This window comes from Nocardiopsis salina YIM 90010 (assembly GCF_000341025.1).
Taxonomy (GTDB): domain Bacteria; phylum Actinomycetota; class Actinomycetes; order Streptosporangiales; family Streptosporangiaceae; genus Nocardiopsis; species Nocardiopsis salina.
On record NZ_ANBF01000166.1, the window covers coordinates 30,166 to 43,601 of the forward strand.

Annotated in this window: 6 protein-coding genes (1 of these 6 running past the window's edge); 4 read left to right on the top strand and 2 right to left on the bottom strand. The window is 72.0% G+C overall.

The window, feature by feature from the left end; all coding sequences use genetic code 11:
- Positions 1 to 47 precede the first annotated feature (47 nt).
- From D474_RS0118395 to D474_RS0118405, 3 genes are all read left to right on the top strand, one after another.
- Positions 48 to 830 carry an HAD-IIA family hydrolase gene (locus D474_RS0118395; protein ID WP_017614992.1) on the top strand — a complete coding sequence of 261 codons (783 nt, stop codon included), beginning with the start codon at positions 48 to 50 and terminating at the stop codon, positions 828 to 830.
- Between the two features lie 232 nt (positions 831 to 1,062).
- Entirely contained in the window at positions 1,063 to 1,530 is a 468-nt protein-coding gene (locus tag D474_RS0118400; protein ID WP_017614993.1) for a globin domain-containing protein, read from the top strand.
- 103 nt (positions 1,531 to 1,633) lie between these two features.
- Positions 1,634 to 2,278, top strand: a complete 645-nt coding sequence (locus D474_RS0118405; RefSeq protein ID WP_017614994.1) for a pyridoxamine 5'-phosphate oxidase family protein — start codon at positions 1,634 to 1,636, stop codon at positions 2,276 to 2,278.
- 129 nt (positions 2,279 to 2,407) lie between these two features.
- Here the strand turns inward: D474_RS0118405 and hrpA are convergent, their stop codons facing one another.
- Positions 2,408 to 6,373 (bottom strand): ATP-dependent RNA helicase HrpA, encoded by a 3,966-nt coding sequence (gene hrpA / locus D474_RS0118410; protein WP_017614995.1) that lies wholly within the window; start codon positions 6,371 to 6,373, stop codon positions 2,408 to 2,410.
- Between the two features lie 245 nt (positions 6,374 to 6,618).
- On the opposite strand from hrpA, the gene D474_RS0118415 reads away from it, so the two are divergent.
- A complete protein-coding gene (locus tag D474_RS0118415) occupies positions 6,619 to 7,608 on the top strand; it encodes a type IV toxin-antitoxin system AbiEi family antitoxin domain-containing protein (protein WP_040703918.1) in 990 nt (329 codons plus the stop codon).
- Between the two features lie 67 nt (positions 7,609 to 7,675).
- Here the strand turns inward: D474_RS0118415 and D474_RS0118420 are convergent, their stop codons facing one another.
- Positions 7,676 to 13,436 carry the 3' portion of a type I polyketide synthase gene (locus tag D474_RS0118420; RefSeq protein WP_017614997.1) on the bottom strand. The gene runs 350 nt beyond the window's last position, so only the last 5,761 of its 6,111 coding nucleotides appear in the window; its start codon lies off the right edge, out of view; its stop codon occupies positions 7,676 to 7,678.

The window sequence follows — 13,436 nt, forward strand, 5'->3', positions numbered from 1 at the left end:
GTGCCTGACGCGGGCGGCACATCGCGTGTGGAACGGAGTGCAGTGTCATGCCCGGCCTCGTTGTGGACCTGGACGGAACCGTCTACCGGGGGGAGAGCCTGATCCCGGGCTCCGACTCCGCCCTGGGCCGGATACGCGCAGCCGGACACCGGGTCGTGTTCGCCACCAACAAATCCGTGGCGCGCGCCCGGAGCCACGCCGACAAGCTCACCGCGCTGGGGGTACCGGCCGGGCCGGACGACCTCGTGACGGTCAACGACGTCCTGGCCCGGCACCTGCTGGAGCGGCTCGGCCCGGGCCGGCGTGTCCTGGTGATCGGCGAGGCACCGCTGCACGAAGAGCTGGCCGCCGCCGGACTGACCACGACCTCGCGGTGGGAACAGGCCGATTCGGTGGCGATGGGGTGGGACCGGAACCTCGACTACGCCAAGTTCAACGCGGCGTTCCAGGCCGCCCGCCGAGGCGCCTACGTGGCCGCCACCAACCCGGACGCCACCTGTCCGGTGGAGGGCGGCGAGCTTCCCGACTGCGGGGCCCAGATCGCCGCCCTGGAGACGGCGCTGGGACGGGACGTGGACATCGTGGTCGGCAAACCGGCCGCCACGATGGCGCACGCGGCCGCGGGCCGGCTGGGTCTTGCACCGGAGCAGTGCTGGATGGTCGGCGACCGTCTCGCCACCGACATCCGGATGGCCAACGAAGCAGGCCTGTCCGCGGCCCTGGTCCTCAGTGGGAGCACGACGGCGGCACAGGCCGCGGAGGGCCCCTGGCGCCCGGACCGGGTGTGTGCGGACCTCGCCGAGTTCGCGGACTGGTTCCTGGAGCGGTGACACGGCGGCCGCGGCAAACGGACCGATCCGGGAGAGACACATTGCGGCGTCTGCCCGCGTCTTAGCGAATCTGTTACAGTTCCTCCCCAAAAGGCCGAAGTGGCGTGTCCGAAACCCGGAGGCGCCGTTTCGGTCGGCCCGTCCCCGGCCGTCCCGCATCCCCTGGGGCCCTCCTCGGGCCTTCCGGTCCCGGGCCTTCCTTTCCCCGCTCTCCCGCACCCTGGACCCGTCCGTGACACTCCGTTCCCTTTCCGACGTACCGCTCCCGAGCCAGGACGTCATCGACCTGGTCCGCCATTCGGTCGTTGGCCTGCCCGAGGGCTCGACCCGGCTTGCCACGGCCTTCTACGAGCACCTGTTCGCGATGGTCCCCGAGGTCAGGGGCATGTTCTCCGCCGACATCGGACCGCAGGAACAGCGCATGGCCGACGCGCTCATCGCCGTCGTCCAGCACCTGGACACCCCCGACGACATCGCCGACCACCTCCGTGAACTGGGGTATCAGCACTACAAGGAGCTCGGTGTGCGCGCCGAGCACTACCCCCACGTCGGCCGGGCCCTGATCCGCGCGGTCAGCGACGTCTCCCCCACGTGGTCGTCCTCGATGAGCTCGGCGTGGGTCCTCGTGTACCAGTGGGTCACCGCCCACATGATCGACGGGGCCGAGCACGCGGCCGCACGTTCCGAAAACCCCGCGTAGGACCCGGGCAGCAGGAACCGGACGCCCCCGTTCCGGCCCCGACCGGCCTCTCCCGGTCCCCGCCCACCGCCTTCACCACACCCACCGTCGAAAGCCCTCGCACATGACTCAGGACAGCCAGCTCCCTCTCCCCGGATCCCACGGTGAGCACCGTGTCCAGGAGGCGATGGGGACCTCCGACCGTGCCTCGCGGTTCTACCGGGACCAGATGCTCGACCACCTCAACCCGATGATGCGGGAGTTCATCGCCCAGCAGGAGATGCTGTTCATCGCCACGGCCGACGCCGGCGGCGAGTGCGACTCGAGCTTCCGCGCGGGGCCGCCCGGGTTCGTGCACGTCATCGACGACCGCCTGCTGGCCTTCCCCGAGTTCCGCGGCAACGGGGTGTTCGCAAGTGTGGGCAACGTGACCGAGAACCCGCACATCGGGCTGATGTTCCTGGACTTCGAGCGCGAACGCATCGGTCTGCACGTCAACGGCCGTGTCCGGATCATGGTCGACGCGGAGCTGCGCCCGCGTGTGCCCGGCCTGCCCGAACCGCAGGTGCCGGGGCAGAAGGCGCTGGCGTGGATGGTGGTCGAGGTCGAGGAGGCCTACATCCACTGCCGCAAGCACATCCCCCACCTGCGCAAGGTCGGCGCGGAGGAGTCGTGGGGCACCGACGACACCCTGCGCAAGGGCGGCGACTTCTTCGGCTCGAAGAAACAGAACGAGGAGCGCCGCAACGCCCCGGTCGGCCGGCGCTGAAGCTGATCGATGGCGGGGTACCGACCGGCGCCTGGCTGCGCAGAAGCGCGCTCCACGCCCGCTCCGACAACACCGCCGCCACGTTCGTCCGGGGCCCGAGCGGCCCCGGGAAGGGGCTCACGCCACCGTTCACTTCTTGCCGGCGTTCTTGACGGCCTCGATCGCCTTGGTGATGCGCTTGTCCGAGACCGGGTAGGCGGTACGCAGTTCCTGTGCGAACAGGCTCACCCGGTACTCCTGCAGCATCCACCGCAGTTCGACGACGTCCGGGTCGGCCTCGCGGCCGGGCCCGAGCCGCCCGCGCACCTGGCGCACGGCCTCGGTCATCTGCACGACCTTGGCCATGTTCACCTGGTCGCGGCGCGGGTTCTCCGGCAGCTTGTCGAGGCGGTACTCGATGCCGCGCAGGTAGCGGTGCACGTCGTCCAGGCGCGCCAGGCCCGCGTGGGTGACGAACCCGTCGAAGACGAGCTCGCCGAGCTGGCCCTGCACGTCGTTGAGGGAGGGCAGTACCGCCATGGAGGTGGTGCCCTTGACCTTCTTGGAGACCTTGCGCCAGAGCACGAGCACCCGCGCGGCCTTGTCGAGGATCTCGGCGAGGGCCCCGCCGAGGTCGGTGCGCACCCGCTCGGCGAGCGAGGCGAAGGCCTCGGCGTCCCACACCGGGCCGCCCTCGCGGACGAGCAGGTGGTCGACCGCAGCCTCCTCGGCGTCGGCGAGCATCTTCTTCACCGACCCGTGCGGGTTGTCGGCCAGCGCCAGCTTGTCGGGGTTGTTCAGCCCCTTGCTGACGGCATGGGCGGCCGAGGGAACGGTGAGCAGCAGCAGGCGGCGGGTCCCGGCCCGCATGGCGGCGCGCTGTTCCGGTGCGGTGTCGAAGATGCGGATCGCGACGCTCTCGCCCTCGTCCACCAGCGCCGGGTACCCCTTGACGTTGGGGCCCAGCGCCTTGCGCTCGAGCGTCTGCTCCAGGGTGCCGAAGTCCCAGGACGTGATGCCCTTGCGCTCCACACCCTTGGCCTCGGTGACGATGGCCTCGCGCAGGCGCGGCTTGAGCTTGACGCGCAGCTTCTCCAGGTCCTTGGACTCGGCGAGCGTACGGTGCTTGTCGTCGACGGCCCGGAACGTGATGCGCAGGTGGTCGGGCACCCGAGTCAGGTCGAAGTCGTCGGCCGCGATGCGCTCGCCCGACATCTTGCCGAGCTCGGCCGCCAGCGCCTCGAGCAGAGAGCCGTCCGACGGGTCGAGGCCCCCACGAGCCTTCGCGGCGTTGTCGGGCACCGGAACGAAGTTGCGGCGCAGGGGTTTGGGCAGGGACCGGATCAGCGCGGTGACGAGCTCGTCGCGCAGGCCCGGGATCTGCCAGTCGAAGCCCTTGTTCTCGACCTGGTTGAGGTACTTGACGGGCACGTGCGCGGTCACGCCGTCGGAGTCGCTGCCAGGCTCGAACTGGTAGGTGAGCGGGAAGACGAACGGGCCCTGGCGCCAAGTGTCGGGGTAGTCGTCCTCGCTGACCTCGTCCACGCCCTCGTTGATGAGCTCGTCGCGGGTGAAGTCGAGCAGTTCGGGCTCGCTGCGGCGGGCCTTCTTCCACCAGGAGTCGAAGTGGGCGGCCGAGACGACGTGCTCCGGCACGCGCCGGTCGTAGAAGTCGAAGAGGGTCTCGTCGTCGACGACGATGTCGCGGCGCCGGGCCCGGTGCTCGAGGTCCTCGACCTCGTCCAGGAGCTCGCGGTTGTCGTGGAAGAACTGGTGCCGGGTCTCCCAGTCGCCCTCGACCAGCGCACGGCGGATGAACAGCTCCCGGGACAGCACCGGGTCGATCTTCCCGTAGGAGACCTTGCGCTGGGCCACGATCGGGACGCCGTACAGGGTCACGCGCTCGAAGGCCATGACGGCACCGCGCTTGCGTTCCCAGTGCGGCTCGCTGTACTGGCGCTTGACGAGGTGTCCGGCGAGCTCCTCGGCCCACTCGGGCTCGATCTTGGCGACCATGCGGCCCCAGAGCTTGGAGGTCTCCACCAGCTCTGCGGCCATCACGTAGCGGGGCTGTTTCTTGAACAGCGCGGAACCCGGGAAGATCGCGAACCGGGCACCGCGTCCGCCCTGGTACTCGTGCTTGTCGGGGTCCTTGAGACCCACGTGGGACAGCAGCCCGGCCAGCAGCGACATGTGCACACCGCGCGGGTCGGCGGCGTTCTCGCTCGGGGCGGGCACCTCGATGTCCAACTGGCGCAGCACCTGCCGGAGCTGGCCGTGGATGTCCTGCCACTCGCGTACACGCAGGTAGTTGAGGTACTCCTCGCGGCACAGCTTGCGGAACTGGTTCCCGGAGAGTTCGCGCTGCTTCTCCCGCAGGTACGTCCACAGGTTCAGATAGGCGAGGAAGTCCGATTCCTTCTCGCTGAACCGGGCGTGCGCCTGCTGGGCCTGCTGCTGCTTGTCGGCGGGGCGCTCGCGCGGGTCCTGGATGGACAGCGCGGAGGTGATGACCAGAACCTCGGGCAGACAGCCGCGTTCCTCGGCCTCGAGCACCATGCGCCCCAGGCGCGGGTCGACGGGCAGCTGCGCCAGGCGGCGGCCCGCCTTGGTCAGGGAGCGCTTGCCCCCCTTGCTCTTGTCGCCGGCGGCCAGGGCGCCGAGCTCCTCGAGGAGGTTGACGCCGTCCTTGACCTGGCGGTGGTCGGGCCCGTCCACGAACGGGAACGCGGCCACGTCGCCCAGGCCGAGGGAGGCCATCTGGAGGATGACCGAGGCCAGGTTGGTGCGCAGGATCTCGGGGTCGGTGAACTCGGGCCGGGAGAGGAAGTCCTCCTCCGAGTACAGGCGGATGCAGATGCCCTCGGACACACGGCCGCAGCGGCCCTTGCGCTGGTTCGCGGAGGCCTGCGAGACCGCTTCGATGGGCAGGCGCTGGACCTTGGTGCGGTGGCTGTAACGCGAGATCCGCGCGGTACCGGGGTCGATGACGTACTTGATCCCGGGCACGGTCAGCGAGGTCTCGGCGACGTTGGTGGCGAGCACGATGCGCCTGCCGCGGTGGGAGCTCCACACCCGTTTCTGCTCGGCCGCCGACAACCGTGCGTACAGCGGCAGGACCTCGGTGCCCGGGAGCTTCTGTTTCTCCAGCGCCTCGGCGGTGTCGCGGATCTCGCGTTCACCGCTGAGGAAGACCAGGACATCGCCGGGCGCCTCCTTGCCGAGCTCGTCGACGGCGTCGAGGATCGCCTGGGTCTGGTCGCGGTCGGTCCCCCCGCCCGGGTTCTTCTCCTCCGGGTCGAGGATCTCGTCGCTGATGGGCCGGTACCGCACCTCCACGGGGTAGGTGCGGCCGGAGACCTCGACGATCGGGGCGTCCTCGAAGTGGCGGGAGAACCGCTCCGGGTCGATGGTCGCCGAGGTGATGACGACCTTGAGGTCGGGGCGCTTGGGCAGCAACTGCTTGAGGTAGCCCAGCAGGAAGTCGATGTTGAGGCTGCGTTCGTGCGCCTCGTCGATGATGAGCGTGTCGTACTGGCGCAGCATGCGGTCGTGCTGGACCTCGGCGAGCAGGATGCCGTCGGTCATGAGCTTGACCAGCGTGTTGCTGCTGGAGGAATCGGTGAAGCGCACCTTGTAACCGACCGTCTCGCCCAGCGGCGTCCCCACCTCGTCGGCGATGCGTTCGGCGACGGTGCGGGCCGCGAGCCTGCGGGGCTGCGTGTGGCCGATCGTGCCCATCACACCCCGGCCCAGCTCCATACAGATCTTCGGGAGCTGTGTGGTCTTGCCGGACCCGGTCTCACCGGCCACGATGACGACCTGGTTGTCGCGGATCGCCTCGGCGATGTCCTCACGCCGGTCGCTGACCGGGAGCTCCTCGGGGTAGTGGAGCTCGGGCAGGGACTCCCGACGCAGCTGCACCCGCAGTTCGGCCTCGTCGGTGTCGCGGGCGATCTGCGCGAGCACGGACGCACGGCGGCGCTCGTCCCGGATCTTCTCGAGACCGTCCAGCCGCCGGCGCAGGCGGTGCCGGTCGGCGGGCATGAGGTCGCGCAGCCGGGCGCGCAGGGCGCCGGGGGTCGGTTCCGCGGTCGCGGGCGTGGTGGTGCTCATCAGTAGTCAAGGGTAGAAGGCCGGGCAACCGGTTTTCCCGGGCACCCGGGGCGCGGGGTGTGCGCCGTCGGGTCCAACACGCGCGCGGGCGCGGGTGTTCCTGTGCGGTGCTTTCCAGCGGGGATCTTGCTACCAGAGCCAATTCCAGCGCCGAAGTTGGCTCTGGTAGCAAGATCCCCGGGTGGTTGTCCACAGGCGGAGATCGGCTGCTGCCGAAAAGACCGCCCCCTCTGCACGCTGGTGGCATGGAAAACACCACCGTGACCAGTCCGTGCTTGCCGGGCATGCCTCTCGCGCCTGTCCACTCGCCCCTGAGCAGGATCCTCCCGACCGCCGGCCGCCAGTTCGGGGTGTTCAGTTGGCACCAGGCCCGGGACGCCGGGTTGAGTAAGAGCGATGTCCGCGCCCTCAAGCGCGACGGGACGCTCCGGCACCCCTACACCGGGGTCTATGCCTTGCGAGCGCTGGACGAACGCGCCGACGAGCGACAGCTTCTCCGATCGTCCGTCATGGCAGCCCAGCTTGCGCTGGGTCCGCATTCCTTCGCCGGGGGAGAAACAGCTGCCCACCTGTGGGGTATGCAAGGGCTGCCGCCCTGGGACGGCCACACCGTCCACATGGTGATCCCGGCGCTGGGTGCGCAACGACACCACCACCACGTCACACTGCACAGCTGGCAGGTCGGTCCGGAAGAGATCGCGAGCGTGGACGGGACGATCCGTGCCACCACCCCGGACAGGACCCTGCGCGACACCGTGCTCCGAGTGGGACGTGCCGTCGCGGTCTCCCTCCTCGATTCGGCCCTGCACCAGAAGCTCATCGTGGAAGAGGACCTGGAGGAACTGGAGGTCGCCAACAACGGCCGCAAAGGATGTGTTCGGTCCCGCCCTTGGTGGGGACTCGCGGACGGACGTGCGGAGAGTCCGCTCGAGACACGTGTCCGTCTCATCTGCACGGACGGCGGCCTGCCGCCCACCGCTCTCCAGCACCGTTTTTCCGACGCCGACGGACGCGCTCTCGCCATCACCGACTTCTGGTGGGAAGGATTGCGCCTCATCGGGGAGGCGGACGGATTGGCCCCGCACAGCCTCCCCGAAGCGCTGGCCAAGGACCGCAAACGCCAGAACGCGCTCCAAGCGCTGTACCCGGGTGTACGTATCGCCCGCTTCACGTGGGACGACCTGAAGCGCCCCGGCTACATCCTCTCGGTCATCGCCAAGTCCGGCCGCCGTTGACCGGGCGGGATCTTGCTACCAGAGCAGGGTTCAGCGCTGAAATTGGCTCTGGTAGCAAGATCCCCGGTCAGAGGTTCTTCCCCAGCCAGGTGTGCACAGCCTCGGCGGTGGTGGGGCCGTGCTCCTCGAGCATGGAGATGTGGTCGCCGGGCACGTCGACGGGCACGTGCTCGCGCGGCCAGTCGAAGCGCCAGTCCGGGCCGCCGACGGGGTTGCCGTCGCCGTCGCGCACCTGTTCCTCGGGGCGCACGAGCAGCAGCGGCATCGTCAACTCGCCCGGGGTCCAGTCGGCGAACAGTTCGAGGTAGCGGCCCATGGCGGTGACGCGGGCGGGGTCCATGAGACCGAAGCGGCGTTCGCGTTCGACCACACCGGACTCGATGACGGGCATCGTGGTGCGGTCCTGCGGGGTGGGGGTGTCCATGAGCACGACCGCCTCGGGTGCGTGCTCGCCCCGCTGCAGGCGCTCGGCGACCGCGTGGGCCATCCACCCGCCGGAGGAGCGGCTGACCAGAACGAACGGTTCGTCCCCGGCCAGGTCGAGCACGGCCTGCGTCTGGAGGTCGACCGCGGCCTCGCGCGTTGTGGGCAGCGGCTCGCCGGGCGCGAACCCGGGCTGGGGCAGCACGGTGGTGTCGCGTTCGCCCTTGAGCGCGCTTCCGAAGCGGGCGTACTCCTGCACTCCGGAGACCATGACCAGCGACGGAAGGCAGATCATGCGCGGGCGGGCGGGGCCGGTGGCCACCTCCACGGGGCGCGGGGGTGTCCCGTACTCCTCGGCGCAGGTGAAGGCGGGGCGGAACGCGGCGGCCGCGCGGATCAGCGTGATGCCGTCGTCGATGCGACCGCGCACGCACGCATCGCGGAACAGGGCGACGACCCCGTCCAGCCCGGCCTCGGCCCCGGCGGGCTCGGGCGCGGCCGGTGCCGGGGAGGCGCCACCGTCACCGGCGGGCAGTTCGGTGTCCAGGTGCCCGGCCAGCGCCTCTGGGGTGCGGTGGGTGAAGACCGCGCCGGACGCCAGGCGCACACCGGTGGACTCCCGCAGGTCGCCGCGCAGCTGCACGGCGGTGAGGGAGTCCAGCCCCAGCTCGAGGAAGTCGCGGTCGGCGGGCACGTCGGCGGGCCCGGGCAGGCCCAGCACGTCGGCGATTCCCGAACGCACGAGGTCGAGCAGGGCTTCGGCGCGCTGTTCGGGCGGCAGGGCGGCCACGTCGAACTCCGCGGCCCTGGCGGCCCGGCGCCGGGGCGGGGGCACCAGCCCGCGGTGGACGGGCGGGACGGTGCCGGTGCGTTCGGCACGCGAGCGCAGGCCGGCGGTGTCCACGGGCATCGGCAAGAAGTAGGGCGCCGGGAGCTCGAGGGCGTGGTCCATCAGGCGCAGTCCCTCGTCGGTACCCAGAGGGCGGGCCATGCCGATGCGGGAGAGCCGGGCCTGGGCGGCGGCGTCCAGGTGGGCGCTCATGCCACCGCGTTCGACCCACAGGCCCCAGGCCAGGGAGGTGGCGGGCAGGCCGTGGGCGCAGCGGTGGTGGGCGAGGGCGTCCAGGAGGGCGTTGGCGGCGGCGTAGTTGGCCTGACCGGGGCTGCCCAGGACGTTGGCGGCCGAGGAGAACAGGACGAACGCCCTGACCGGCTGGTCGAGGGTGAGTCGGTGCAGGTGGAGGGCAGCGTCGGTCTTGGGCGCCATGACCCGGTCGACGTGGTCGGGGGTCAGGGACGCCAGGGCGCCGTCGTCGAGGGTGCCGGCCAGGTGGACGACGCCGACGACGGGTTCGGTGGCCCGGGCGAGCGCGATGCGCAGGGCGTCAGGGTCGGAGGCGTCGCAGGCCGCGAAGTCGGCACGGGCGCCCAGTTCCTCGAGGGCGGAGGAGAGTTCCTGTGCCGCGGGGCCGTCGGGACCGCTCCGGCTGAGCAGGAGCAGGTCGCGAGCGCCGTGGTTCTGCACCAGGTGGCGGGTGACCTCGGAACCGAGGGTGCCGGTGGCACCGGTGACCACGACGGTTCCGCCGGACAGGTCGGCCGGGCCCTCCGCCTCGTTCTGCTCCGGCGGAGTGGTCTCGGCGCGCACCAGGCGGGGCACGTGGGGTGTGCCCCCGCGCAGGGCCAGCTGCTCCTCCCCGGTGGCCAGGGCGGCGGCCAGGTGCGGGGCCCCGGCGGCGGTGTCGTCGATGTCGACCAGCACGAACCGACCGGGGCGCTCGGTCTGGGCGGCGCGTACGAGCCCCCACAGGGACGCGTGCTCGAGGTCGGTGACGTCCTCGCCCGGCAGGACGGGGACAGCGCCTCGGGTGAGCACGACCAGCGGGGTGTCCTCGCGGGTGTCGTCGTCGGCCCACCCCTGGAGCAGGGCGAGCACGTCGCGGGTGGTGCGGCGGGCGGTCTCCGGGTCGACACCGCCGTCGCCGCCGAGGCCGATAACCGCAGTGGTGCCGGCGGGCAGCGGGGCGTGCGGGTCGGGTTCGTGTGCTGCGTCCAGGTGAGCGCGCAGGCCGAGCGGGTCGTCGCCGACCACGGTCAGGTTCGGCAACCCGGTCGAGCGCGGCTGCACGGGGTTCCACGCCAGCGTGTACAGGTCGTTGGGCGCGCCCAGGTCGATGCGTTCGGGCAGGGGCCGCACGGCCAGCGACGCGATGGAGGCGACCGGCTGCCCGGCGGGGTCGAACAGGTCGAGGGCGTACTCGTCGGCGTCGAGCGCCCGCACGCGTACGCGCAGGTCGGTCGCGCCCTCGGCGTACAGGGCGACGTCGCTCCAGGCGAAGGGCAGGCGCACCCCGGCGTCGGTGGTCAGGGACACCGTGTGCAGGGCCGCGTCGAGCAGCGCGGGGTGCAGGCCGAAACCGGCGGCGTCCGCACGCTGAGCCTCGGGCAGCGCGACCTCGGAGTACACGGTGTCGCCGTCGCGCCAGGCGCTGTGCAGGCCCTGGAACGCGGGGCCGTACTCGTACCCGAGCTCGGCCAGCCGTGCGTAGAACCCGTCGAGCTCGACCGGTTCGCCCTCCGGCGGCCACGCGCTCAGGGGCCGGGGCGCGGGCGCCTCGGCCGGCACGAGCAGGCCGGTGGCGTGTTCGGTCCAGGCGGCGTCGGGTGCGTCCTCGGGACGCGAGTGCACCCGCACGGTGCGGTTCCCGGAGGGCTCGGGCAGCGAGAGGGTGATCTGCACACGTGTGCGGCCGGGAAGCAGCAGCGGGGTGTGCAGGGTGAGGTCGGCGACGCTCTCCCCGGGGGCAGCGGCGTGCTGCACCATCTCCCAGAAAGCGGCACCCGGCAGCAGCACAGTCCCGGAGACGCCGTGGTCGGTGAGCCAGGGGTGGGTGTCGGGGCCGATGCGGCCGGTCAGCACCTCTCCCCCGGCACCGGGCAGCTGCGTGCGCGCGCCCAGCAGCGGGTGGCCGGCCTCGTCGATGCCCTCCGCGGACAGGGCGCGGCCGCCGCCGGTGGGGGCGAGCCAGAACGTGCGGTGCTCGAACGCGTAGGTCGGCAGGTCGACGGTGTGCGCCCCGGGGTGCACGGAGTCCCAGTCCAGGGGCAGACCGTGGGCGTGGGCGCGGGCCAGGGCGGTGGCGAACCCGTCGGGGCCGCCGTGGTCGCGGTGCAGGGTGGAGAGCACGGCGGTCCCCTCGATCCCGGTGTCCTCCAGGGTCTGGGCGACGCCGTGGGAGAGCACCGGGTGCGGGCCGATCTCGACGAAGGCGGTGTATCCGGCCTCGCTCATGGAGCGCACGGCCTCCTCGAACCGGACCCTGCCGCGCAGATTCCGGTACCAGTAGGCGGGGTCGAGCCCGGCGGTGTCGAAGGCCCCGCCGGTGACCGTGGAGTAGAACCCGGTCTCGGCGCTCGTGGGTTCGATACCGCGCAGGCTGTTCAGGATGTCGTCCTCGAACGGGACGATGTGGTGGCAGTGCGATGCCACGTCCACGTCGATGCGCCGGTGGTGGATGCTCTCCTTCTCGCACACGGTGACGAGCTCGGTGACGGCGTCGGCGTCCCCGGCGGCCACGACGGCGTTGGGGCCGTTGACGACGGCGACCTCGATGCGCCCCTCCCAGCGTTCCAGCATCTCCTCGACGCGGGACGCGGGCAAGGACAGTGCAACCATGCCGCCGCTGCCGGACATGCGCCCGAAGAGCTGTCCGCGGCGCACGACGATGCGGGTGGCCTCGTCGAGGGTGAGGGCGCCGGCCACGTGTGCGGCGGCGATCTCGCCCTGGGAGTGGCCGACGACGGCGCTGGGGGTCAGACCGTGGTCGGCCCAGTGCCGGGCCAGCGACACCATGACGGCGAAGAGGGCGGGCTGCACGACGTCGATACGTCCGGGGTCGGGCGCGTCGGGCCCGCCGCGGATCACCTCGGTCAGCGACCAGTCGACGTAGGGGGCCAGGGCCTTCTCGCACTCGTCGATGTGGGCGGCGAAGCGCGGGGAATCCTCGAGGAGGTCGCGCACCATGCCGGGCCACTGGCCGCCCTGGCCGGGGAAGACGAACGCGACGCGGTGGCCGTTCCCGGCGCGCCCCCGCACGAGTGCGTCGTGGTCCTCGCCGCGGGCGAGGGCGGCGAGGGCCTCGCGGCGTTCTGTGCCGTCGGCGGAGGCGGCCACAGCGCGGTGGTCGAGCCCGGCACGCGCGGTCGCCAGGGTGTGGCCGACGGCGGCGGGGGCGAGGCCGGGGCGGGCCTCCAGGTGGTCGAGCAGGCGCCGGGCCTGGGCGGAGAGCGCGTCGGGGGTATGGGCCGACAGCGGCCACAGGACCGGTCCGGTGTGCCCGGACGCCTCGGCGGCGTCGGTTCCCGCCGGCTCCGCAGGTGCCTGCGGGGGCTGTTCGATCAGGGCGTGGGCGTTGGTCCCGCTCATGCCGAAGGAGGACACCCCGGCCACACGGGGGCGGTCCACCTCTGGCCACGGTGTGTGCTCGGAGACGGGCAGCACGGTCCCGGGCGACCAGTCGACCTCGCGGGTGGGTTCGCGCAGGTGCAGCGTGGGCGGCACCCGGTCGCGGCCGAGGGCCATGACCGATTTGATGAGCCCGCCCACGCCCGCCGCGGCGACGCTGTGTCCGATGTTGGACTTGAGCGATCCCAGGAGCAGCGGCCGGGCGGCGGGGCGCCCGCGTCCGTAGACGTCCATGAGGGCGCGCGCCTCGATGGGGTCGCCCAGCGGGGTCCCGGTCCCGTGCGCCTCGACCGCGTCGACGTCGGCGGCGTCGAGCCCGGCGTCGGCCAGGGCCGAGCGCAGCAAGCGCCGCTGGGCCAGGCCGTTGGGGGCGGTGAGGCCGCTGCTGGCGCCGTCCTGGTTCACGGCGGTTCCGCGGACCACGGCGAGCACGGGCAGGCCGAGGCGTTCGGCGTCGCCGAGCCGGGCCAGCAGGACCATGCCGGCGCCCTCGCACCAGGCGGTGCCGTCGGCGGAGGCGTCGAAGGCCCTGGCGCGGCTGCCCGGCGAGAGGGCGCGCTGGCGGCTGAAGGAGAGGAACGCGCCGGGGTCGGAGAAGACGGTCGCGCCGCCGGCCAGGGCGAGGGTGCACTCCTGGCGGCGCAGCGCGGTGACGGCCGCGTGCAGGGCCACCAGGGAGGAGGAGCAGGCGGTGTCCACCGACATCGCCGGCCCCTCCAGGCCCAGGGTGTAGGAGACCCGGCCTGCGGCAACGCTCGTGGCGGTACCGGTGGCGAGATGGCCCTCGAGCCCGTCCTCGGCGTGGAGGGGACGCGGCCCGTAGTCGGGCGGGGCGATACCGACGTAGACGCCGGTGTCGCTGCCGCGCAGGGAGGCCGGGTCGAGACGGCCGCGTTCGACGGCCTCCCACGCGGTCTCCAGCAGCAGCCGCTGCTGCGGG